Genomic DNA, 22,426 nt, shown 5'->3' with positions numbered 1-22,426 from the left:
GGCCTTAGGTGAAGAGGCTGGACACCGACTCCCCCCGGTGGATGCGCCAGATGGCCTCGGCGAAGAGGGGGGCCACGGGGAGGGTCTTGAGCTTGGCCCCTTCCTTGGGGGGGCAGGTGTCGGTGGCGGCCACCTCCTTGACCGGGCTCCTGGCGATGCGCTCCAGGGCCGGGCCCACGTAGACCCCGTGGGTGGCGGCGGCGTAGACCTCCCTGGCCCCCGCTTGGAGGAGGGCCTCCACCGCCTCCACCAGGCTTCCCGCGGTGGAGATCTCGTCGTCCACGATCAGGGCGATCTTGCCCTGCACCTCCCCCACCAGCATCCTGACCCGCACCTCGGTGTCGGAGACCCGCTCCTTGTCGATGAAGGCCAGGGGGAGGCCGAGCCTGCGGGCCAGGGAGCTCGCCCGCTTCAGGTCCCCCGCGTCCGGGGCCACCACCACGGCGTCCTCCAGGTCCACCCGGGTGGCGAAGTGGTTGGCGATCACGGGCTCGGCGGAGAGGTGGTCCACGGGGATCTTGAAGAAGCCGTGGACCTGGGGGGAGTGGAGGGTCATGGTGAGCACCCGGTCGGCCCCGGCGGTCTGCAGGAGGTCGGCGATGAGCCGGGCGGCGATGGAGATGCGGGGGGCGTCCTTCTTGTCGCTGCGGGCGTAGGAGAAGTAGGGGATGACCGCGGTGACCCGGGCAGCGCTCGCCCCCTTGGCGGCGTCCACCATCATGAGGAGCTCCATGAGCTGGTCCTGCACCGGGGGCACGAAGGACTGGACGATGAAGACGTCGCCCTCCCGGAGGCTTTCCTCAAAGCGCACGAAGAGGTTGTCGTTGGCGAAGCGCAAGGTGGTGCTCCTGCCCAGGGGCAGGCCTAGGGCCTCGGCGATGGCCCGGGCCAGGGGGCGGTTGGACTGGCCGGAGAAGATCAGGAGGGGGCGGTCCATGCCGTCCCCCAAGATACCACGCCCCCAGGGTATCCCTAGAGGGGGGTGATCCCCTGCTGCTGCGGCGTGGTGACCTCGGGGCCCTCGGGGCGCAGGTACACGTCCACCTCCGTGCGCACCCCGAACGCCTCCAGGTAGAGGCCGGGCTCCACGGTGAAGGCCAGGCCCGGGACCAGGGGGCGGAAGTCGTGGGTTTCCAGATCGTCCAGATGGGGACCCGAGCCGTGGACCTCCTCCCCGAGGTGATGGCCGGTGCGGTGGCGGACGAAGGCCCCGTACCCCTCCGCCTCCAGCACCCCCCGGGCCAGGCGGTCCACCTCGTACCCCTTGGGGCGGCGGCCTTCCCGGTAGGCCTCGGCCAGGAAGCGGAGGGCCTCGTCCCGGGCCCGGACCACTGCCCGGAAGGCCCGGTGGGCGGCCTCGGGGGCCCGCAGCCCCGCCATCCAGGTGAGGTCGGCGTAGACCCCGCCCGGCTCCTTGGCCCAGAGGTCCAGGAGCACCACCTCCCCTTCCTCGAGGCGCTTCTCCCCGGGCGCGTGGTGGGGGTTGGCGGCGTTCCGGCCGAAGGCCGCCATGGGGGGGTGGTCGAAGACCAGGCCGGAGGCCGCCAGGACCTCCGCCATGGCCCTTTGGACCTCCCCTTCCGTGGCCCTGGGGTTTTCCCGCAGGTAGGCCAGGGCCCGCTCCTTGGCGGCCACCAGGCCCCGGACCGCCCGGAGGTGGCTTCGGAGCCGCTCCTCGTCCCAGGTCTGGAAGAGGAGGAGGAGGGGCCAGGAGGAGGCGAGCTCGAGGCCCAGGCCCCGGAGCAGGTCCAAGGTGCCCCCGTCCACCCGGGAGAGGTAGGGGATCATGCCCCCGGGCACGTACTCCACCGCCACACGCCTGGCTCCCCGGAGCATCCGGGCAAGCTCCTCCACAAACCCCTGCCAGCTGTGGTAGGTGCGTCTCCCCCCGGGCAGGGGGGGAAAGAGGCTTTCCTCGATGGCGTGGCAGAGAAGGGCAGGCTCCCCCTCCCGGGGGAGGAAGTAGGCGAAGCGCCGGGTCAGGTGGAGGTGGACGAGGGCGAGGACCTCCAGGGTCAAGGCGTTGCTCCGGCCAAAGGAGAAGAGCAGCCAGCCGTCCAGCCCTTCCTCCCGCAAGGCGGCCTGCAGGCGGGCGAGATCCATGCCTCCATGCTATCCCCACAGGCCCTGGAACCTGCTTCACCTTTGCTGGCCCCGGCCGTGCTACCTTAGGGGACAAGGAGGTCTGGTGCATGGTCGAGACCCAGGAAGCGGTCATCCGCATCACCCCCCTGGCGGCGGAGAGGGCCAAGGAGATCCTGGCCCGTTATGGCAAGGAGCACGCGGCCATCCGGGTGTACATCAAGTCCGGGGGGTGCTCCGGCTTCCAGTACGGCATGGCCGTGGACGAGCGGGAACTCCCGGGAGACACCTTCGTGGAGATGCACGGGGTGCGCCTGGTGGTCGACCCCAGGTCCTTGCCCTACCTGGTGGGCTCGGAGATCGACTGGGTGGAGAACCTCATGGGCGGGGGCTTCACCGTCCACAACCCCAACGCCGCCAGCACCTGCGGCTGCGGCCACTCCTTCCGCACCAAGGACCAGGAGGGGGAGGCCAGGACCTGCGGCCACTGAGGGCGGGCGCAGGGCCGCGGCCCCGGCCGTCCCCGAAACCTGGCCCCCCCCTTGGCCTCTTCTCATTGACCTTTAGGCGGGGTGCCGTATAATAGCCCCGGCCACATAGGAGGCGCTTGTGGTAAGGAAAGGAGGCAGCATGCGGCGAGCAGGCAAGCTAACTGTACTCGGTCTAGCCCTTTGGGGCCTGGCCTGGGCGGGCCCCGCGGACAACAGCCTCATCGTGGGGGCTTCCCAGGAGCCCAGGGTGCTGGCGGGGGACTTCCTCAGCATCATCTCCAACCAGTCCATCAAGGCGGAGATCGAGCAGTACCTCTTCGTCCCCTTCATCACCATCGACCTGGACGGCAACAACGTGGCCGTCTTGGCCACGGAGGTGCCCACGGTGCAGAACGGCCGGGTGCGCTTCACCGACATCGGCGGCGGGCAGCGGCGGCTGGAGATCGACCTCACCATCCGCCCCGACGCCCGCTGGTCCGACGGCCGCCCCATCACCACCGACGACGTCCGCTTCTACTTCGAGGTGGGCAAGGCCCCGGGGATGCCCGTCCTCGACCCCGACTACTGGCGCCGGGTGGACCTCAGGGTGCGGGACGCCCGCAACTTCACCGTGATCTTCCAGCCCGCCTACGCCACCGACCTGATTGGAGGTCCTGGACTTCCCATCGGCTACGCCCCCCGGCACATCATGGGGGCCGCCTGGGAGCAGGTGCGGCGGCAGGCGGCGGGCCTGGACCCCACCCGGGACGCCCAGCGGCTCAACGAGCTCTACCGGGGCTTCTTCACCCAGTTCTCCACCCCGGGCTACCTGAACCAGCGGCAGATGGTCTACTCCGGGCCCTTCGTGGTGCAGCGGTGGGTGCCGGGGAGCACGGTGGAGCTGGTGCGCAACCCCAACTTCTTCATCGAGCCGCCTGGGGGGCACGGGCGCTACGTGCAGCGGGTGACCTACCGCTTCATCCAGAACACCGCCTCCTTGCAGGTGGCCTTCATGGGCGGGAGCCTGGACGCCATCTCCCGGGTGGGCCTCACCTTCGACCAGGCCCGGGCCCGGGAGTTCGTGAACCGGGTGGGGCGCAACTTCGACATCTGGTTCGTGCCTGGGGCCATCTGGGAGCACATCGACATCAACCAGTTCCCCAACGTCCAGCAGGTGCGGGACCTGGGGCTCAACGACCGCCGCACCCGGCAGGCCCTGTTGCACGCCATCAACCGGGAGGGCTTCGTCCGCACCTTCTTCCAGGGCCTGCAGCCCGTTTCCCACATCTGGATCGCCCCCACCAACGCCCTGCACAACCCCAACGTGCGGCGGTACGAGTACAACCTGGACCGGGCGCGGGCGCTTTTGGCGGAGATGGGCTGGCGGCCTGGGCCGGACGGGATCCTGCAGCGGACGGTGGACGGGCGGACGGTGCGCTTTGAGATCGAGTGGGTGACCACGGCGGGCAACGTGGTGCGCGAGCGCTTCCAGCAGTTCGTGGCCGAGGACTTCCGCCGGATCGGCATCGCCACCCGCATCAACAACGCCCCCAGCGCCGTGGTCTTCGCCGACGACTTCATCCAGCGGGCCAGCGAGGGCCGCTGGACGGGCATGTTCATGTTCGCCTGGGTCTCCAGCCTGGTGGAGAACGGCGATCTCTTCGCCTGCGAGTTCCGGCCCACCCGGGAGAACAACTACGTGGGCCAGAACGTGGGCGGCTGGTGCAACCCCGAGTACGACCGCCTCCGGGCCCAGGCGGTGGTGGAGTTTGACCAGACCCGCCGCAAGCAGCTCTTTGACCGGATGCAGGAGATCTGGGCGGAGGAGCTTCCCGCCCTGCCCCTTTACTTCCGGGCCGACCCCCTGGTGGTGCGGAGGGGTCTCGTGAACTACGTGTCCGCGGCCTACTCGGGCGGGAACAACTACCCCAACTGGTGGCCTTGGGCCATCGGGTGGGAGCAGCGGGGGGCGCAGAAGCTGTTCGACCAGGCCAAGTACGCCCTCACCGTGCGCTAAAGCCCGGGTGGTATAGTGGGGTCCGCCGGGGAAAACCCGGCGGGCCCTTTTGCGGGTCCTAAGAGGAGCGTTTTTGGAGGTAAAATGGCGGCTTACATCCTGCGTCGGCTTTTGCAGATGATCCCCCTGCTGCTGGCGGCCTCCTTCGTCATCTTCGCTCTCCTTTCCCTGCAGCCGGGGGACCCTTTGGACGAGGTGCGCATGCAAAACCCCCGGATCACCGCCGAGGAGCTCCAGGCCCTCCGGCGGGCCTACGGTCTGGACGACCCCATCCACGTGCGCTACGCCAAGTGGCTTACCCGGGCGGTCCAGGGGGACCTGGGCTACAGCCGCACCTACGGCATATCCGCCGTGGAGTACATCTTCGAGCAGCGGCTGCCCAAGACCCTGCTCCTCTCCGGCCTGGCCCTCTTCTTGGCCCTCCTGGTGGCCATCCCCGTGGGGGTTTTCTCGGCGGTGCGGCAGTACACCCCGGCGGACTACACCATCACCTTTTTGGCCTTCGTGGGCCTTTCCATCCCCAACTTCTTCCTGGGCATCCTCCTCCTTTACCTCTTCGCCGTGCGCCTGCCCGAGCTCATTCCCGGCTTCCCCCAGTTCCCCACGGGCGGGGTACCTCCCATTCTCTTCGCCGAGGTGCGCCAGGGTTTCGTGCCCCTGGGGGAGTACCTCCGGCAGTGGGCCTGGCACCTGACCCTGCCCGTGATCGTGCTGGCCACCGGCTCCATGGCGGAGTGGACCCGGTTCATGCGGGCCTCCCTCCTGGAGGTCCTCTCCCAGGACTACATCCGTACCGCCCGGGCCAAGGGTCTGGCCGAGCGGGTGGTCCTCTACAAGCACGCCCTCAGGAACGCCCTCATCCCCATCGTAACCCTGGTGGGCCTGGCCATCCCCGCGGTGATGAGCGGGGCGGTGCTCACCGAGACCGTCTTCAGCTACCCCGGGATGGGCCGGGCCATCTTCGACGCCCTAGTGGAGAAAGACTACAACGTGGCCATGGCCGCCCTGGCCTTCTTGGCCCTAATGGTGGCCCTCTTCAACCTGCTTGCGGACCTGGCCTACGCGGTGGTGGACCCCCGCATCCGTTACAGCTAGAGGTAAGCCCATGGCGACCCAGACCCTGCAGACCAAGCCCCGCACCTTCTTCTACCTCTTCTGGCGGCGCTTCCGGCGCCACCGGCTGGCCATGGCCAGCCTGGCGGTAATCGTCCTCCTGATTCTCACGGCCCTCCTGGCCCCCTGGGTGGCCCCCCACGACCCCTTCGCCCAGCCCCGCGGGGAGGACCTCTTCGAGCGCATCTTCGCCCCCCCTAGCCCCGAGCACCCTCTGGGCACCGACGACCTGGGCCGGGACGTCCTCTCCCGGCTCATCTACGGGGCCCGGGTCTCCCTCCTGGTGGGCTTCGCCGTCTCCTTCTCCAGTATCTTCGTGGGCCTCCTCATGGGCTCCTTGGCGGGCTACTACGCGGGCCGGCCCCTGCGCCTCTACCTGGGTCCCCTGCGGCGGGAGCGGGAGGGCTGGTATCCCCTGGCCTTTGTCCTCTGGCGGCCTCTCTCCTGGCTCCTCTACTACGGCCTGCTCTACCTGGCCTGGCAGATGGCCTTGGGCCTCACGGAAACGGCACGCCTGGCCGGGTCTCCCCTGGCCTTGGGGTTCTTGGTCCTGATCGGTCTGGGGCTTCTCTGGGCCGCCTTTTGGGGCCTTAGGGGCAAGGCCATGCTGGACCTGGACACGGCCATCAGCCGCCTCATCGACTTCATGCTGGCCATCCCCACCCTGCCCCTCCTCCTGGTGCTCTCCGCCCTCTTGCGCGACCCCCGGGTGCCCTTCGGCGCCTGGCTGCAGAACGCCTTGGGGGACGCAGCCAGCGTCTTCCTCATCATCCTGATCCTGGTCCTCTTCGGCTGGCTCACCTCGGCCCGCATCGTGCGGGGGCAGATCCTCTCCCTGCGGGAGCAGGACTACGCCACCGCGGCCCAGGCCCTGGGGGCCTCGGACTTCCGCGTGCTTTTCCGCCACCTGGTGCCCAACGCCCTGGCACCCTTGGTGGTGCTGGCCACCCTGCAGATTGGCTACGCCATCCTGGTGGAATCGGCTCTCTCCTTCCTGGGCTTCGGCATCCAGCCCCCGGTGGCCACCTGGGGGAACATGCTGGCCAACGCCCAGGAGTACATCTTCATGGCCCCTTGGTTGGCCCTGCCCCCGGGGTTCATGATCTTCCTCACCGTTTTGGCCTTCAACTTCGTGGGGGACGGCCTGCGGGACGCCTTGGATCCCCGGAGCCGGTTGCGCTAGGGGAGAGCCTTTCCTCGGGGTAGGCGGCCTCGAGGAAGTAAAGCCCCTGGGGCGGGGCGCTGGGGCCGGCCAGGCGGCGGTCCCCTTCCTCCAGGATCCGCCGCAGGCTTTCCGGGGAGCGCTTGCCTAGGCCTACCTCCAGAAGGGTGCCCACCATTCCCCGCACCTGGCCCCGGAGGAAGCTCCTCCCCCGGAAGTAGAGGTGGAGTTCGGGCCCGAGCTCCCCCTCCGCCGCCTCCAGGCGGGCCTCGTAAAGCTCCCTGACCCCTTCCCCCACCTCTTCCCTGGCGAAGCCCAGGAAGTTGTGCCGTCCGAGGAGGAGGGGGAGGGCTTCCCGGAGGGCGGCGAGGTCCAGGGGCCTGCCCACCCAGAGGGCCCGCCCCCGCAGGAGGGGGGAGGGGTGGGGGCGGAGGAGGAGGCGGTAGCGGTAGGCCCGCCAGAGGGCGTCCTTGCGGGCGTGGAAGTCCGGGGCCACCTCCCTTGCGGAGAGCACCTTGAGGTCCTGGGGGAGAAAGCGGTTCAGGGCCTCGGGGATCCTTGCGGTGGGGATCCTCCCCGGGAGGTCGAAGTGGAAGGGCATGGCCAGGGCGTGGACCCCGGCGTCGGTGCGCCCGGCGGCCACCGCCTTGGGCAAGGCCCCGATCCTCCCCAAAGCCCCTTCCAGCTCCCCCTGTACGGTGCGCAGGCCCGGGCGCTGCCGCTGCAGCCCGGCGAAGCCGGTGCCGTCGTACTCAGCCAGGATCAGGACGCGGCGCACCCCTTCAGCGTAAGCCAGGAGGGGGCGGCCTCATGCCACCCCACGCCGACGGAGCCCGCACGGGGGGGAGGCTACCCGAGGCCCCCCGTCAGGGGCAGGGAGGGGAGGGTTTTGCGGAAAAGGGCATCAGTCGGTGCCCACAGGGACCCGGCGCCCCTCTCCCTCGAGGGCCACCCCTACCCCCACCACCCCCACCCGCACCCGGTCCCCCACGCGGAAGGGGCTTTCCGGCCCCTCCTGGACCAGGATCTCCTTCTCCGGAGCCAGGAGGCGCACCCGGTAGGTGAGGTCGTGCCCCTTGAACTCCCGGGCCAAGACCACCCCCAGGACCCCGGGTTCCCCGGTGTCCGGGAGGAGCCGCAGGGCCTCGGGCCGGAGGGAGAGGAAGGCGGGTCCAAAGGCGGCCTCGGCCAGGGGAACCCGCCCCAGGCAGGTTTCCGCGTAAGCCCCGCGCCCCTCCCCGTGGAGGAGGTTGGTGCGGCCCAGGAACTGGGCCACGAAGGGGGTCTTGGGCTTGAGGTAGACCTCCTCGGGGGTGCCCACCTGCTCCAGCCTCCCCCCCCGCATGACCCCCAGGCGGTCGGCGAAGGAAAGGGCCTCCTCCTGGTCGTGGGTGACCAGGAGGGCGGTGGTGCCCGTCTCCTTGAGGATCTTCCGCACCTCCTCCCGGGTGCTGGCCCTGAGGCTGGCGTCCAGGCTGGAAAAGGGCTCGTCCAAGAGGACCAGCTTGGGCCCGGGGGCCAGGGCCCGGGCCAGGGCCACCCGCTGCTGCTGCCCCCCGGAGAGCTCCCCGGGCCTGCGGTCTTGGAAGAGGGTCATCCCCACCCGTTCCAGGGCCCTTTTGGCCCTTTCCAGCCGGTCCTTGCCCCTGAGGCCAAAGGCCACGTTGCCCAAGGCGGTGAGGTGGGGGAAGAGGGCGTAGTCCTGGAAGACGAAGCCGATGCCCCGGCGTTCCGGGGGCAAGGGGGTGAGGTCTCGGCCCTCCAGGAGGACCTCCCCCGCCTCCGGGGTCTCCAGCCCGGCCACCACCCGGAGGAGGGTGGTCTTGCCGCACCCCGAGGGCCCCAGGAGGGCCAGGATCTCCCCCGGGTAGACCCAGAGGTCGATCCCCTTCAGCACCTCGTGCTCCCCGAAGCGCTTCCGTAGGCCCCTCAGCTCTAGAAGCGGCGCTCGCTCCAAAGCAACACCCCCACGAAGGCCGCCGAGAGCAGGGTGATGAGGAGGGCGAAGGGGGCGGCCTCAGCGAACATGGCCTCTTGAGTGTAGCCGAAAACCCGGGTGGCCAGGGTGGGGTAGCCCAGGGGGGCCAGCAGCAGGGTGAGGGGCAGCTCCTTGGCCGCCCCGATGAAGGCCAGGGCCCCCCCGGCCACCGCTCCCCGCCACAGGAGGGGGAAGGTTACCCGGAAAAAGGCCCGCGTGGGGGTTTCCCCCAGGGTCCGCGCGGCCTCCTCCAGGCGCCTCGGCACCTGGTAAAGGGCCCCCCGCACCGGTCCCAGGGTTTCCGCCAGGAAGTGGAGGGCCAGGACCAGGACCAGGAGGGGGAGGGTGCCGTAGAGGAAGGGAAGGCTCCTCAGGCTGAAGAAGATCCAGGCCAGAGCGAAGGCCAGGGGCGGGATGGCGTAGCCCAGGTAGGCTAGGCGCTCCAGGGCTCGGGAACCCGGCGAGGGGTGACGGACCACCAGGTAGGCAATGGGCAGGGCCATGCCCACCGCTAGGAAGGCGGCCGGGGCTGCCGCCAGGGCGGAGTGGAGAAGGGCCTCGTAGACCCCGAAGAGCCTTTCCAGGGGGAAGCGGCTCGCCAGGTGGAAGAGGGCGTAGAGGGGGAAGACCAGGGCCGCCAGGACGGGGAGGAGGACCAGGGCGTAGGCCAGGGGGGCCAGGGGGCCCAGGGCCAGGGGTCTGGCCGGCCGGGGGGAGCCCTTGCCCGCGCGGGCCAGGCTCAGGCGGCGGAGAAGGAGGCCCTCCAGGAGGAGGAGGCCCCCGGTGAGGAGGAGGAGGAAGAGGGCCAGCCAGGCGGCGTATACCCGGTCGAAGGCGGCGTAGTACTGCAGGTAGATGGCGTAGGAGAAGGTCTCGTAGCGCAGGAGGCTCACGGTGCCGAAGTCCCCCAGGACGTGGAGCCCCACGATGAGGTAACCCGAAAGGAGGGCGGGGAGGAGCTGGGGCAGGGTTACCCGGAAGAAGGCCCGCCAGGGGCCCATCCCCAAGGTTCTGGCCGCCTCCTCTTGGCTGGGGTCCAGCCCCAGGAAGGCGGCCCGCAGGCCTAGGAAGAGGTAAGGGTAGGTGATGAGGGAGAGGACCAGGAGGGCCCCCCAGTATCCCTCGGGCCGGGGCAGGGGCAAAAGCCCCCCCGCCCCGGTGGCGGCCAGGAGGACGTAGGCCCCCACATACCCGGGGATGGCCAGGGGCAGGGTGAGGAGGACGGTGAAGGGGCGCTTGCCCTTGAGGTCCGTGCGGGTGGTGAGGAAGGCCAGGGGTAGGGCGAGGAGGGTGGTGAGGAGGAGGACCCCCAGGAGGAGGGCCAGGGTGTTCAGGAGGAGCTCCAGGTTCTTCGGCCTGAGGAGGATTTCCCGCAGGACCTCGAGGTCCGCCTCCAGGGCCCTAAGGACCAGGTAGAGGACGGGCAGGGCCACCCCGCCCCCGGTGAGGAGGGCGGGCACCAGGAAGGGCAGGAGTCCGGGAAGCTGGTGGAGCCTCTGAACGCGGATCATGGCTTAGGTTCCCGCCCTGCCCGGAGGCAGGGCGGGAGGGCCTCAGAGGATGCCCAGCTCCCGCAGGAGCCTGAGGGCCTGCTCCAGGGGGAGCCTTTCGAAGTCCAGGTCGGGGGATTTCCTCCGGGTCTCCTCCAGGGGCAGGAGCCTGGGGTCGGGCACCACCCGGCCGGTGACCGCGTACTCCCCGATGTTGCCCACGAAGTACTGCTGGCCGCGGTCGGAGAGGAGGTAGGTGAGGAAGCGGGTGGCCGCTTGCAGATTGCGGCTGTTGCGGTGGATCCCGGCCCCCGTGACCAGGGCCAGGTTACCCACGTCCCCATCCCGGAACTGGGTCATGCCCACCCGGAAACCCGCCCGCTGGAAGCGGACCACGTAGTAGTGGTTGGTGGAGGCCAGGTCGATCTCCCCCGCACGGATGGCGTCCACCATGGCGGTGTTGGAAGCGTAGACCCGATGGTTCAGGCCCCGCATCTCCTCCAGCCACTGCCGGGTGCGGGCCTCCCCGTGGAGGGCGATCATGGCCGCCACCATGTCCTGGAAGCTGGAGTAGGTGGGGATCCAGCCCATGCGCCCGCCTAAGACCCGCTCCCGGGCGAAGCGAGGGAGGTCCAGGATGGAGGAGGGCAGCTCCTCCGGACGGAACCTGTCCGGGTTGTAGGCCAGTACCCTTAGCCGTACCGTCACCGGCACCCAGCGTCCTGACCCAGGAACGAAGGCTGCGGGTTGGCGCAGGAGGGCCTCTCCCAGGGGTCGGAGCAGGCCCAGCTCCGCGGCCCGACCCAGGGCCCCCGAGGTGTTCAGCCAGACCACGTCCGCGGGGGAGCGGGCCCCTTCCTCCTGCAGGGCCGCCAGGATGGCGGCGTCGGTGCCGTAGCGCACCGTAACCCGGATGCCGGTTTCCCGCTGGAACTGCTGCACCAAGGGCCCCACCAGGGCCTCCCCGCGTCCGCTGTAGACCGTCAGGGTCTGCTGCTGGGCCAGGCCTAAACCCGACAGGGCTAGGCTGGTTACGCCGATGAGGAAGGATCTTCTCTGCATGCGCTTCACCTCCGCAAAGGACCCCCGGCCTCCCGGGGTAGAGGGCGCCCTCTGGCTGGGACTCTACCCCAAGGGGGGGTAAAAGTCAAGTATTCCGGTCGGATTTTGTTATTTTAGAAGTGATAACCATTTGCAACCAAGGGAGAAAGCCGGGCAGGTCCCGCGGCCAAAAGGGCGCCTCCCCCGTGTAGACCAAGGGTACGGGGTTCCGGGTATGCCTCCGGTGCCAGGGCTCCTCGGCGTTGCCGTGGTCGGAGGTGAGGAGCAAGGTGCCCCCTTCCGCCAAGAAGCCCTGAATGAAGGCCGAAACCTCTTGAAAACGCGAGGGCAGGCTCTCGGGGAAGCGGTGGGCGGCCAGGTCCAGGGCCCAGTGCTCCAGGACCACCAGGTGGAAGCTCCGGGCCAGGGCGGCCGCCTTCGCCCCTGCCCCGTAGGGGTCCTCCCAGAAGGCGGGGGGGAGGGCCAGGGGGTGGTCCGAGGCCAAAAGGGGCAGGCCGGCCAGCTGGGCGGCCAGGGCGAAGGCCGAAAGAAGGGTCCTTGGACCCTCCGTGGCTCGCCTGAGGTAATCCGGTCGATAGGCGTTGGCGTGGAGCACCTTCAGGCCCCTTTCCCGGGCCCAGGCGTAGAGGCTTTGCCGCAGGAGGGGCCGAAGGCGGGGGCTGGGGAAGGGGCCCTGGTGGTGGCCGAGGAGCCGGGCGGCGTTCACCCCGGTGAGGAGGGTGGTCTGGCCCGTCCCCGACTGGGGCAGGCCCTCCACCCCTAAGGTGGCCTCCAGGGGCCTGGGTCCGAGCTCCAGGAGGAGGGGGAAGAGGTCCTCCAGGGTCTCCCCCAGGCCCAGGCCGTCCACGAAGAGGAAGAGCACCCCTCCAGTTTGGGATAGCCGCCCCCCGGGGTCAAAGGGGCAAAGGTGCACCGCCTTCCAGACGCCGCTGCCCGGGGGGGTATCCTGGAGCGGGAGGGCAAGCCATGCCGATAAGAAGGGCAAGCGCAGTATGGGAGGGCGGTTTGCGGGACGGCAAGGGCACCATGCACCTGGGCAGCCAGGCCTTTGAGGGGCCCTACTCCTTCCCTTCCCGCTTCGAGGAGGGGGTGGGGACCAACCCGGAGGAGCTCATCGCCGCCGCTCACGCAGGGTGCTTCGCCATGGCCCTCTCTGCCTCCTTGGAGCGGGAGGGCTTTCCGCCCAGGCGGGTGGCCGCCGAGGCCCGGGTGCACCTGGAGATGGTGGAGGGCAAGCCCACTATCCGCCGCATCCAGCTCCTGGCGGAGGCGGAGGTGCCGGGTATACCCCCGGAGAAGTTCCAGGAGATTGCCCAGGCCGCCAAGGAGGGTTGCCCCGTGTCCCGGGCCCTAGCGGGGGTAGGGGAGATCTCCCTCGAGGCCCGCCTGCTTCCCTGAGGGCCGGTGGGCGGAGGTTGCCTCGCCGGGGAAATGGGGAAGGGGCGCATCCAGGGCCTTCTTAAGGCCCCCGTCGCAGCGCAAGCCACGGCGGGGCGCCTTAAACCCCTGGGGCAGGCCGCGCCGGGGCGCCGTCGCCAGGCTCCCTGACCTCAGGGGGGTGGTGTCACTCCCCCTTCCACAGGAGCCGGCCGCAGGAGGGGCAGCGGGTGAGCTGCCCCTGCACCACCTTCTGGGCCACGTGGGTGGGCAGGACCACGTTGCACCCTTCGCAGCGGAAGGCCTGGCCCTGGCGCACCATGCGCACCACCCCCGTACCCTTGCGGGCGCGGCGGATGGCCTCGTACTCCCGGAGCACGGGGCCGGGGATGCCCTGGGCCATGCGCGCCCGCTCCTCCAGGCGGCGGGCGATCTCGGCCCGCAGGGCCTCCACCCGCACCCGGTTAGCCTCCAGTAGCTCTTCCAGGCGCGGCCTCAGGGCGGAAAGCTCCGCCTCCACCCGGGCGATGGCCTCCTCCACGTTCTCCATGGCCTCCATGATGGGGGTGGAGAGCTCCAGCAGCTCCCGGATCCGGTCCTTGATCTGCTGGATGCGGTTCTCGTACTGGGTCTGCTCCCGGGCGCTTTGGGCCTGGCGCTGCTCGGCCTCGGCCTGCTTTTCCTTGGCCGAAAGGTCCTCGAGGTCCAAGCTGTGGCGGGCGTACTCCCGGCGCAACTCCGCCTGCCGTTCCAAGAGCCCCGCCAGCTCTTCCTCCAGGGCTTCCACCTGGGCCTTGACCGCAAGGAGGTCCTGGGGCAGGTCCTCGGTTTCCTTCTGGAGTCGATCTATCTCCAGATCCCTCTCCTGGAGGCTATAGAGGGCCCTGAGCGCCTCCAGCTGTCCCTTTTGGGGAGCGTCTGCCCCGTTCACGCTCCTCATTTTAACCCTGTAAGGAAGGGGTTCGTGCGAGCCTCCAGGTCCAGGGTGGTTTCGGGTCCGTGCCCAGGGTGGACCTCGGTCTTTGGGGGCAGGGCGAGGAGGCGCCTTAAGGAGCGGAAGAGGGCCTGCTGGCTGGCCCCGGGTAGGTCGTAGCGGCCGATGCCCCCCCGGAAGAGCAGGTCCCCGGAGAAGACAAGGGGAGGGGTTTCCGGCTCCCCGCCGGGATGGAAAAAGGCCACGTGCCCCGGGCTGTGGCCGGGGAGGTGGAGGACCTCCAGGCCGAAAAGCCGCATCCCCTCCTCCAGGGGCTCCACGGGCAGGGGCGGCTCTGGGACGGTCAGCCCCCACATGCGGGCGGCCTCCGCCGCGTGGCGATAGAGGGGCAGGTCCAAGGGGTGGAGGTAGACGGGGAGGGAGAGGGCTTCCACCAGGGGGGCTACGGCCCCCAGGTGGTCGAAGTGGGCGTGGGTGAGGAGGATGGCCTCGGGCCTCGCGCCCGCGGTCCCGAAGAGGGAGAGTAGGCGCTCGGCCTCGCCCCCCGGATCGATGAGGACCGTCCCTTCGGGGCCCACCACCAGGTAGGCGTTGGCCTGGAGGGGGCCTACGGGCACGCGCATGACCCTCATGGTTCGGTGGGCAGGCCCTCCCCCAGCCACTCGTGCATGGAGCCCAGGTAGTTCCGGGCCCTTACCCCCAGGCTCCGGAGGACGAAGAAGGCCACCGCGCTCCGGGAACCCGAGTGGCAGTAAAGGCCCACCTCCTGCCCCGGCTCCAGCCCCAGCCGCCCCAGCACCTCCCCTGGTTCCAAGAAGAGCTCCAAGGGAGCGTTCCTCGCCCCGGGGATCCGCCCGCCCCGGGGGCAACAGGGGGGGTGGACCTTGCCCTGGAACTCCTCGGGGCTGCGCACGTCCAGGAGAAGGGAATGGCGGGCCGCCTCGTCGGCGGTGAGGAGCCAGTCCCGCCGTAGGCGGGCCACGGTTTGGGAGCGGGGAGGGCTGGCCTCCTCCCTTTCCGTGGCGTGGGGCTCCCAGCCCTCGGTCCAGAGGGCCACCTCCAGCCCCCCCAGGCCCAGGAAGAAGGCGGTGCGGCAGAGGCGGCTGGTGAGGCCCTCGTCGTAGAGGACTACCGGGCTCCGGAGCCCAAGCTCCTGGAAGAGCTCGGTGAGTCCGGCTTCCAGGGCCTGGAGCTCCGCCTCTTCCCGCAGGCGCAGCCGGGGGGCGGAGAGGTCCAGGTGGCGGGCCCTGGGCAGGTGCCCGGCCTCGTAGGTGGCCCTGGGCCGGGTGTCCACCAGGACCGCGTCTTGGGGAAGCTCCATGGGGGTGATTATAGCCCGCCTGCGGGTGGGCAGATGGGGATAAGGATACTTGACATTACAGAGCGCAGGTGATATAAGTGGCTTTGGGGGTGATTGCTATGGCCCTGGTGCGTAGGGAAGCGCGGCCCACGGAGATCACGCCCTTCCGGACCTGGGGTCCTTTCTCCCTGCTAGAGGAGGCCAACCGTCTCTTCGAGGAGGTGCTGGGCGACTTCGCCCGGCCCACGGCGGCCTATGTGGCCCCCGCGGACCTCTACGAGACCGACGAGGCCCTGATCCTGGAGATGGCGGTGCCGGGTCTCTCCCCAGAGGACCTGGAGGTGAGCCTCGAGGGCAACCGGCTCACGGTACGGGGCCAGGTGAAGCCTGTGGAGGAGGCCAGGGTGCGCCGCTACTACCTGCAGGAGATGGCCCACGGCTCCTTCGTGCGCACTTTCAGCCTGCCGGTGGAGGTGGACGCCTCCCAGGCCCGGGCGGAGTTCCGCCACGGCATCCTCCGGCTTACCATGCCCAAGGTGGCCGAGGCCCGGGCCAAGCGGATCCCCGTGGAGGTGGCCCGCTAGGCCGAGGCTCCAAGGGCCCCCCGGGGTCTTCCCGGGGGGCTAAACCTTCTGCAAGGCTTTCTCCAGGCGCCGGAGAGCCTCCTCCAACACCTCGGGGTAGGTGGCGAAGTTGAGGCGCACGTAGCGGTCGTACCCCTCGCCGAAGTTCTCCCCGGGGTTCAGGGCCACCCGGGCCTCCCTCAGGAAGAAGGCCGCGGCCTTAGGGACGGGAGTCTTGAGCCAGGCCAGATAGGTGCCCTCCGGGGGAAAGTGGCCCAGGCCCGCCGCCCGGGCCCAGGCGGCCACCCGGTCCCGGTTGGCCTTGAGGCGCCCCCGGACCTCCCGCAGCCAGGCCTCCCCCTCCTCCAGGGCTGCCTTCCAGGCGGCCATGGCCAGGACGTTGGGAAAGGTAGGGGCGAGGTGGCGCCGCAGGGCCTCCACCAGGGGCTTAGGCCCCACCGCCGCCCCCAAGGGCAGGCCCGCCAGGTTGTAGGCCTTCCCCGGGCCCAGGAGGGTGAGGGTGCGTTCGGGGAGGAAGCGGGCGAGGGGCAGGTGGGGCCTTTCGTAGGCCAGGGGGGCATGGAGTTCGTCGGAGACCACGATGAGGTCGTGGCGGCGGGCTATGGCCGCCAGGGCCGCAAGCTCCTCCTCCGTGAAGACCCGGCCCGTGGGGTTATGGGGGTGACAGAAAAGGAGGAGCCGGCTGGCGTAGGCCAGGCGCTCCAGCCCCGCCATGTCCAGGCGATAGCCCCCTTCGGTCTCCTGCAGGGGGTTGGCCAGGACGGTGCGCCTCTGCTCGCGGATGGCGGCCAGGAAGGGGGGGTAGATGGGTACCTGGGTGAGGACCCCCTGTCCAGGGGCGGTGAAGGCGGCCACCGCCCCGTAAAGCCCCGCCACCACCCCCGGAAGGAAGGCCACCTCCCCCTCCAGGCCCGCCTTCTCCAAGAGGAGGGCCTTGAGCCCTGCGTCCCCTTCCCGGGGCGGGTAGCCCAGAAAGCTCTCCGCCCGCTCCCTCAGGGCCCGGCGCACAGGCTCGGCCACGGGGAAGTCCATGTCCGCCACCCATAGGGGCAGCACGTCCTCGGGATAGGTGCCCCACTTCAGGGACTCCTTACGGGGAGGAAGGACCATGGGGCCATCTTAACCCAAGGCTCCCCTTCCCTTCAGGTGTGGTCCTGGAGCACCCTCAGCCCGGTTGCCTCCAGCCTCCTCACCAGGGCTCGCACCGCTTCCCTTACCCCCTCGGTGACCAAGGGGCTCCCAAAGCGGCCCACCCCCGCGTATACCCCCTGGGCGCTCCGGCGCACCTCCAGGAGGAGGTCCTGGGTCAGGTCCTCCTCCTCCACCCGGGTGAGGACGTAGAAACCGCCCTCGCCTTGGGCCACATCCAGAAAGACCGCCACGCCACCCCGCACCGGGACAGGGCCCTTTCCCAGGGCCAGGGTCGGGGGGAGCTCCCCTTGCAAAAGCGCATGGGCCACGGCGTACCTCCTCGTGGGGGGCCAGGGTTCGGGGTCCTCCGCCACCTTGATGAAGGCGGCGTGGAAGAAGGCCCGGCCCGCTTCCCGCCACTTCTGGGCGTACTTGGTGCGCAGGTGGGCTTCCGGGGGAGGGCGCACCTCCACCCGGTAGAGCCCGGTCCTCTGCCCTGCCTCCAGGGCGAAGCGGAAGTAGGCCTCGTGGTCCGTGGTGAGGAGGAGCTCCCCTCCCTCCACGAGCCGGGTGGAAAGCCTGCGGAAAAAGCTCTCCCGGAGGAGGCGCCTCTTTTGGTGCCGCTCCTTGGGCCAGGGGTCGGGGAAGTTGACGATGACCTGGAGGAGGCCTCTGGGGGGCACCAGGTTGCGCAGGGCGAAGGGGCCCGTCCCGTGGTAAAGACGCACGTTCCCCAAGCCCTCCCGGCGCATCCGCCTGAGGGCCCGGAGGACGCTCGCCGCCGAGACCTCGGCCCCCAGGATGAGCCGCTCCGGATGGGCCCGGGCCAGCTCCGCCGTGAAGCGCCCGTCCCCAAAGCCTACCTCCACCACCAGGGACCCCTTTCGGCCGAAGAGGTCCTCGGGCCTCGGCGGCCAGTGGGGGAGCAGGGCGGGACGCACCAGCACGGGGAAGCATTATACGCCCTTTTCAAACCCTTTTCACAAGGGGGGTTTAGGATGGGGCGTGGGGAAGGGTCTGTGAAATCCCCGGGGGCTTCCGCGATGCCAAGGGTTCTGGTGGTGGACGACGATCCCCTGCAGCGCCTCCTCCTTGTGCGCGCCCTAGGTCCCCTGGGGCTGGAGGTGCGGGAGGCCAGGAACGGCCAAGAGGCCCTAGACCTCCTTGGGGATGGGCTTCCCCAGGTAGTGGTCACCGATGTGCACATGCCCGTCATGGGGGGATTGGAGCTCACCCGCCACCTCAAGGCCCTGGACCCCCTTCTGCCCGTCATCCTGCTCACCGCCGACAGGGAGCGGGAGGTGCGCCTCAAGGGTATCGAGGCTGGGGCCGACGACTTTCTGAACCGTCCCCTGGACCTCGCGGAGCTCCGCCTGCGGGTGAAGGGTCACCTGGAGCGGAGGGGTTTGCAGGAGCGCTTGGAGGACCTGGAGCGGGCTCTCTTGGCCCTGGTGCGGGCGGTGGAGGCCAGGGACGCCTACACCGCAGGCCACGGGGAGCGGGTGGCCCAGTACGCCCTGTGGGCGGCGGAGGAGCTGGGGGCCAAGGCGGCGGAGCTCGAGGACCTGCGGGTGGGGGCCCTTCTCCACGACGTGGGCAAGATCGGCCTCCCCGACCCCATCCTCCGGGGGGCCCACCCCCTCACCGAGGAGGCGTGGCGCCTCATCCGCCAGCACCCGGTGAAGGGGGAGGAGATCCTCCGCCCCTTGCGGGCCTACCCCCGGCTCAGGCCCTACGTGCGCTGGCACCACGAGCGGCTGGACGGCTCCGGCTACCCCGATGGCCTCACCGAGGTGCCCCTCCTGGTCCAGGCGGTGAGCGTTGCCGACATCTACGACGCCCTTACCAGCGGACGCGCCTACCTCGCCCCCCTGGGGCCGGAGGGAGCCTTGGCGGCCCTAGAGGCTGAGGTGCGCGGGGGCAGGCTTTCCCGGGAGGCGGTGCGGGCCTTCAGGAGCGGTCTCCTGCGCCATCGCCTCCTGAGGCCTGGCCACTAAGTGTCCGGGTGCGGAGGTAGCCCCACCGGGAAAAGGGGCGGGGGCGTGGGCTGGGGTTTGTGGCCCCCGGTGCGATGCCCTTTTCCCCTGAACCCTTTCCGGGCAGGAGGCTCCCCCGCCCCTTCGCCAAGGCCCCCAGGCGGACCGTGCCCGCGTGGGGTGGTATGGCCTGGGCCGCGCCGGGGCGCTTGGGACCCCCTGCCGGGTTCAGAGGCCGTACGCCTCCCACCGCGCCGCCACCCGGGCCTTCACCTCTTCGTCCATAAGGATGCGCTGGGGCCAGCCCCTCTGGAAGCCCTCCTCGGGGAGCTTCCGGGTGCCGTCCAGGACCAAGACGGGCCCTGCCACCCCCTCCATCACCCGGGCGTCCCGCTCGGGGTCGATGTTGTTGAGCACCGCCCAAAGGAGCTCCTCGGGGGTGAGGGCGGTGTCGTGGTCGGCGAGGAGCAGGAGGCGGATGCCCTCGCTCTGGGGAGTCCTTAGGAGCCTTTCCGCCAGGCAGAAGGCCTGGCCGGGCCGCTCCTTGCGCAGGGCCACCCCCCAGACCCCGGGCCACTGCCTTTGGGCCAGGGCCTCCGGATCCCCGGGGAGCTCGGCGTGGGCCCGGGGGGTAAAGGGCACCTCTCCCCCCTCCTCGGGGAGCTTGCGGGTGCCGTCGAGGAGGAGCTTCCCCCCGAAGGCGAAGGCCCGGGCGCTGTGGTCCAGGACGTCTATAGGCCCCCGGAGGAGAAGGGTGTCCCGCCCGGGCAGGGTGTGCTCCAGGGCCTTTAGAAGCGTGGCGAAGCCGGGCTTCACGGGGACATCCGCGTCCACCGCCACGATCACCTTGGCGAACATCATCTGCCCCAGGCCCAGCATCCCGTAGGCCGCCTTGTAGGCCTGCCCCGGGTACTCCTTCCTCATGGCCACGTTCACCCAGTTGTGGGCAATGCCCTCGGGGGGCATGTGGTAGTCGGCCACCTCGGGGAGGATGAGCCTCAGGGGGGGCAGGAAGAGCCGCTCGCTGGCCTCGATGAGGTAGGCGTCCTCCATGGGGGGCATGCCCACGATGGTGGCGGGGTAGACCGCCCTCCGGCGGTGGGTGATGGCGGTCACGTGGAAGCGGGGGTAGAGGTCGGGGAGGGTGTAGAAGCCCGTGTGGTCCCCGAAGGGCCCCTCCACCACCGGGGGTTCCTCCGGGTCCACGTAGCCCTCGAGGACGAACTCCGCCTCCGCGGGCACGGGGAGGTCCACCGTCACCCCCCGGGCGAGCTCGATGGGCGCCCCCCGCAGGAACCCCGCCAGGTGGAACTCGCTCACCCCCGGCAAGGGGGGGAGGGGGGCGGTAGCGGCGTAGGTGAGGACGGGGTCCCCCCCCAGGGCCACGGCCACCTCTAGCCTTTTCCCCAGTCTTTTGGCCTTCTCCAGGTGGCGGCGGCCCACCTTGTGGAGCTGCCAGTGCATGGCGGTGCTCCTCCGGTCCAGGACCTGCATGCGGTACATGCCCAGGTTGAGCTCCCCGGTCTCCGGGTCCTTGGTGATGACCAGGGGCAGGGTGAGGAAGGGCCCGGCGTCCTGGGGCCAGCACTTGAGGACGGGGAGGCGGCTTAGGTCCACCTCTTCGCCGCGGAGGACCACCTCCTGCACGGGCGCCTTGGCCACGCGGCGGGGGAAGAAGCCCTTGAGGAGGGGGAGCTTGGGGAGGAGGCCCAGGAGGGCGGAAAGCCCCCCCGTGCCGGGCTTCAGCTCCAGGAGGACCTCCACCTTCCTGGCGAGCTCGTCCAGGTCCTTCACCCCCAGGGCGAAGGCGGTGCGCTCCCGGGTGCCGAAGAGGCCGATGGCCACGGGAAAGTCTTTCCCCACCACCTGCTCGAAGAGGAGGGCGGGGCCGCCCCCCTTCACCATGCGGTCGGCGATCTCGGTGATCTCCAGCTCGCTGCTGACGGGCACCCTCACCCGCCTGAGCTCGCCCCGCCTCTCCAGGGCTTCCAGGTAGGCGCGGAGGTTCCTAAACACCCCCCAGCCTACCCCGGCCTCCCCCCCGGGTCCCTCCCCCGGGTTACACTTCCAGGACCAGGTGCTCAAGCCGGTAGCTCCCCGGGGTTCCGTGGACCAGGACGGCCTCCAGGCGCACCGGGAGGTCGTCCCGCCCGAGGAGGAAGCGGGCGCTTTGGAGGAGGCGGGCCACCTTCCTGGAGGTGAGGGCCTCGAGGGGGGTGCCGAAGGCCCGGGAGGCCCGCTGCTTCACCTCCACCACCACGTAGACCCCCTCCTTTTCCAGGAGGAGGTCCACTTCCCCGAAGGGGGTGCGGCGGTTTCGGCCCAGGAGGCGGTAGCCCTGGCCCAGCAGGTGGCGCAGGGCGGCCTCCTCGGCCCAGGCTCCCCGCATGGCCTCAAGGGGTCCACTCCTGGAAGGGCTCCCCGTCCAGGTACAGCCGGAACCGGGCCTCCCCCTGGACCCGGTAGGTGCCCTCCAGCCGGAGGCCGGCCTGGCCCTCCCCCTCGTAGAGCACGTGCTCCCCCCGGGCGTCCAGGAGGGAGAGCCGCACCTGCCGTCCCTCCGCCTCTGGAGGCAGGTGGAGGGCGAAGGGCAGGGCCCGCTCCGTCGGCTCGGGAAGCCTGGGAGGGGCAGGGGGGAGGAGCACCTCCCCCTGGACGGCCACCCGCAGGCGCACCCCCCCTCCTGGGGGCATAGGGGTTCCCGGGGGAGGCTCCTGGGCCAGCACCGTGCCCGGGGGGGCCCCCGCGGGCACCTCCTCCACCTGGGCCTGGAGCCCGGCGGCGTTCACCAGGAAGAGGGCCTCTTCCCGGCTCAGGCCCGTAAGCTGGGGCAGGGGCACCGTGGGCCCGGCGGGGGCACCCTGGGAGAGGAGGAGCCTGACCCCGGCCCCTGGGGCCAAGGGGGTGCCCGGAGGGGGGTCCGTGGCCAGGACCGTCCCCAGGGGTTCGGGGCTTTCCACCCGGGCCGTCCCTGCCAGGCGGTACCCGAGTTCCGCCAGGCGGCCTTCGGCCTCCTCCTGGCGCAGGCCGGCCAGGTCGGGAAGGGGGTTCAGGCGGGCCTGGTTGAGGACGAGGCGCACCGTCCGCCCTTCCCTCAGCCGGGTTCCCGGGGGAGGGCTTTGCTCCAGGACCACCTCCCGGGGCTTGGCGGGGTCGTTGCCCTCCACCACCTCCAGCTGGAGCCCGGTGTCCTTGAGGAGGAGGAAGGCCTCCCGGGCGGTCTTGCCCACCAGCTCCGGCACCGCGTACTCGGGTGGGTTGAAGTAGCGGTAGAGCCCCTGGAAGAGGAGCCAGAGGCCCAAGGCCACAAGCAGGAGGCCCGGGGCCACCCCCAGGAGGAAGCGGGCCGGTGGCCGGAAGGCCCGCCCCGGGGGGGCCTCCCTTCCCAGGGACCAGGGGGCCAGATAGGCCACGCCCCCCTCGGCCATGGCCAGGTGTTCCTGGCCAAAGCCGAAGGGGGCCAGGGCCTCCAGGGCCTCCTTGGGCGGGGGTTTGCGGACGGGAGGCCTTTCCGGGAAGAAGGCGTAGTAGCGCCCGGGCTTGGCCGAGACCTGGGCCTCCACCAGGCCCAGGTCCATGAGGCGTTTCAGGGCCGTCCGGTAGCGGTGGAAGCGCTCCTTCTCCTCCGGCGTGCGCACCTGGAAGAGGAAGACCCACCCCCCCTCCACCCGGTAGAGGGTGACCCCCTCCCTGGCCTCCAGGGTTTCCAGCACCGGGTAGCGGTCGTCCAAGAGCATGCAAGGCCGATTA

General features: G+C 70.4%; 22 protein-coding genes. 7 read left to right on the top strand and 15 right to left on the bottom strand.

All coding sequences use genetic code 11. From position 1 onward, the window contains the following. Positions 1 to 4: 4 nt before the first annotated feature. The gene (locus ETP66_RS03300) at positions 5 to 937 is read right to left on the bottom strand and encodes a ribose-phosphate diphosphokinase (RefSeq protein ID WP_130840595.1); all 933 of its coding nucleotides are present in this window, start codon (positions 935 to 937) and stop codon (positions 5 to 7) included. A 35-nt stretch (positions 938 to 972) separates the two neighbouring features. After that, a complete protein-coding gene (locus ETP66_RS03295) occupies positions 973 to 2,103 on the bottom strand; it encodes a M24 family metallopeptidase (protein WP_130840593.1) in 1,131 nt (376 codons plus the stop codon). A gap of 89 nt (positions 2,104 to 2,192) precedes the next feature. Between ETP66_RS03295 and erpA the strand changes: the two genes are divergently transcribed. From erpA to ETP66_RS03275, 4 genes are all read left to right on the top strand, one after another. Then, a complete protein-coding gene (erpA, locus tag ETP66_RS03290) occupies positions 2,193 to 2,573 on the top strand; it encodes an iron-sulfur cluster insertion protein ErpA (protein WP_130840591.1) in 381 nt (126 codons plus the stop codon). A 139-nt stretch (positions 2,574 to 2,712) separates the two neighbouring features. Continuing rightward, positions 2,713 to 4,569 carry a peptide ABC transporter substrate-binding protein gene (locus tag ETP66_RS03285; RefSeq protein WP_130840589.1) on the top strand — a complete coding sequence of 619 codons (1,857 nt, stop codon included), beginning with the start codon at positions 2,713 to 2,715 and terminating at the stop codon, positions 4,567 to 4,569. Positions 4,570 to 4,653: 84 nt separating this feature from the next. After that, positions 4,654 to 5,664: an ABC transporter permease gene (locus ETP66_RS03280; RefSeq protein ID WP_130840587.1), complete on the top strand. Its 1,011-nt coding sequence runs from the start codon at positions 4,654 to 4,656 to the stop codon at positions 5,662 to 5,664. A gap of 10 nt (positions 5,665 to 5,674) precedes the next feature. Beyond that, positions 5,675 to 6,865, top strand: coding sequence for an ABC transporter permease (locus tag ETP66_RS03275; RefSeq protein WP_130840585.1), 1,191 nt, complete (start codon positions 5,675 to 5,677; stop codon positions 6,863 to 6,865). Here the strand turns inward: ETP66_RS03275 and truA are convergent. From truA to ETP66_RS03250, 5 genes are all read right to left on the bottom strand, one after another. Continuing rightward, positions 6,807 to 7,622 (bottom strand): tRNA pseudouridine(38-40) synthase TruA, encoded by an 816-nt coding sequence (gene truA, locus ETP66_RS03270; RefSeq protein WP_130840584.1) that lies wholly within the window; start codon positions 7,620 to 7,622, stop codon positions 6,807 to 6,809. The genes ETP66_RS03275 and truA overlap by 59 nt on opposite strands. A gap of 126 nt (positions 7,623 to 7,748) precedes the next feature. Then, on the bottom strand, positions 7,749 to 8,801 hold the full coding sequence (locus tag ETP66_RS03265; protein WP_130840582.1) for an ABC transporter ATP-binding protein: 1,053 nt from the start codon (positions 8,799 to 8,801) through the stop codon (positions 7,749 to 7,751). Beyond that, positions 8,780 to 10,333: an ABC transporter permease gene (locus ETP66_RS03260; protein ID WP_130840580.1), complete on the bottom strand. Its 1,554-nt coding sequence runs from the start codon at positions 10,331 to 10,333 to the stop codon at positions 8,780 to 8,782. The genes ETP66_RS03265 and ETP66_RS03260 overlap by 22 nt, the downstream gene beginning before the upstream one ends. A gap of 42 nt (positions 10,334 to 10,375) precedes the next feature. After that, entirely contained in the window at positions 10,376 to 11,374 is a 999-nt protein-coding gene (locus ETP66_RS03255) for an iron ABC transporter substrate-binding protein (RefSeq protein WP_130840578.1), read from the bottom strand. A gap of 85 nt (positions 11,375 to 11,459) precedes the next feature. Then, complete coding sequence (locus tag ETP66_RS03250; RefSeq protein ID WP_130840575.1) at positions 11,460 to 12,236, bottom strand: metalloenzyme; 777 nt, start codon at positions 12,234 to 12,236, stop codon at positions 11,460 to 11,462. Positions 12,237 to 12,340: 104 nt separating this feature from the next. Here ETP66_RS03250 and ETP66_RS03245 point away from each other — a divergent pair, with 104 nt between their 5' ends. Continuing rightward, complete coding sequence (locus ETP66_RS03245; protein WP_130840573.1) at positions 12,341 to 12,772, top strand: OsmC family protein; 432 nt, start codon at positions 12,341 to 12,343, stop codon at positions 12,770 to 12,772. Positions 12,773 to 12,938: 166 nt separating this feature from the next. Here the strand turns inward: ETP66_RS03245 and ETP66_RS03240 are convergent, their stop codons facing one another. From ETP66_RS03240 to ETP66_RS03230, 3 genes are read right to left on the bottom strand one after another with little or no spacing between them, the layout of a single operon-like run. Continuing rightward, positions 12,939 to 13,691, bottom strand: coding sequence for a zinc ribbon domain-containing protein (locus ETP66_RS03240; protein WP_130840571.1), 753 nt, complete (start codon positions 13,689 to 13,691; stop codon positions 12,939 to 12,941). Then, positions 13,688 to 14,317 (bottom strand): MBL fold metallo-hydrolase, encoded by a 630-nt coding sequence (locus ETP66_RS03235; protein WP_130840569.1) that lies wholly within the window; start codon positions 14,315 to 14,317, stop codon positions 13,688 to 13,690. The genes ETP66_RS03240 and ETP66_RS03235 overlap by 4 nt, the downstream gene beginning before the upstream one ends. Further along, entirely contained in the window at positions 14,314 to 15,006 is a 693-nt protein-coding gene (locus ETP66_RS03230; RefSeq protein ID WP_130840567.1) for a sulfurtransferase, read from the bottom strand. The genes ETP66_RS03235 and ETP66_RS03230 overlap by 4 nt, the downstream gene beginning before the upstream one ends. Positions 15,007 to 15,104: 98 nt before the next feature. Between ETP66_RS03230 and ETP66_RS03225 the strand changes: the two genes are divergently transcribed. Beyond that, positions 15,105 to 15,569, top strand: a complete 465-nt coding sequence (locus tag ETP66_RS03225; protein WP_130840565.1) for an Hsp20/alpha crystallin family protein — start codon at positions 15,105 to 15,107, stop codon at positions 15,567 to 15,569. A gap of 39 nt (positions 15,570 to 15,608) precedes the next feature. Here ETP66_RS03225 and ETP66_RS03220 read toward each other — a convergent pair whose 3' ends face one another. Then, complete coding sequence (locus tag ETP66_RS03220; protein ID WP_130840563.1) at positions 15,609 to 16,679, bottom strand: cystathionine beta-lyase; 1,071 nt, start codon at positions 16,677 to 16,679, stop codon at positions 15,609 to 15,611. Positions 16,680 to 16,711: 32 nt separating this feature from the next. After that, entirely contained in the window at positions 16,712 to 17,647 is a 936-nt protein-coding gene (gene trmB / locus ETP66_RS03215; RefSeq protein WP_130840561.1) for a tRNA (guanosine(46)-N7)-methyltransferase TrmB, read from the bottom strand. Positions 17,648 to 17,743: 96 nt separating this feature from the next. Here trmB and ETP66_RS03210 point away from each other — a divergent pair, with 96 nt between their 5' ends. Beyond that, entirely contained in the window at positions 17,744 to 18,697 is a 954-nt protein-coding gene (locus tag ETP66_RS03210; RefSeq protein ID WP_236630083.1) for an HD-GYP domain-containing protein, read from the top strand. A 207-nt stretch (positions 18,698 to 18,904) separates the two neighbouring features. Here the strand turns inward: ETP66_RS03210 and ETP66_RS03205 are convergent, their stop codons facing one another. Genes ETP66_RS03205 through ETP66_RS03195 form a run of 3 tightly spaced genes read right to left on the bottom strand, consistent with a single transcriptional unit; the run spans position 18,905 to position 22,413 of the window. Next, complete coding sequence (locus tag ETP66_RS03205) at positions 18,905 to 20,692, bottom strand: menaquinone biosynthesis decarboxylase (RefSeq protein ID WP_130840558.1); 1,788 nt, start codon at positions 20,690 to 20,692, stop codon at positions 18,905 to 18,907. A 43-nt stretch (positions 20,693 to 20,735) separates the two neighbouring features. Continuing rightward, the gene (locus ETP66_RS03200; RefSeq protein WP_130840556.1) at positions 20,736 to 21,065 is read right to left on the bottom strand and encodes a YraN family protein; all 330 of its coding nucleotides are present in this window, start codon (positions 21,063 to 21,065) and stop codon (positions 20,736 to 20,738) included. Positions 21,066 to 21,069: 4 nt separating this feature from the next. Continuing rightward, on the bottom strand, positions 21,070 to 22,413 hold the full coding sequence (locus ETP66_RS03195) for a PASTA domain-containing protein (protein WP_130840554.1): 1,344 nt from the start codon (positions 22,411 to 22,413) through the stop codon (positions 21,070 to 21,072). Positions 22,414 to 22,426 lie beyond the last annotated feature (13 nt).

Source organism: Thermus thermamylovorans, from assembly GCF_004307015.1.
Lineage (GTDB): Bacteria > Deinococcota > Deinococci > Deinococcales > Thermaceae > Thermus > Thermus thermamylovorans.
The sequence above is the reverse complement of the archived record's forward strand: the minus strand, read 5'-3'. Positions and strand labels throughout refer to the sequence as shown.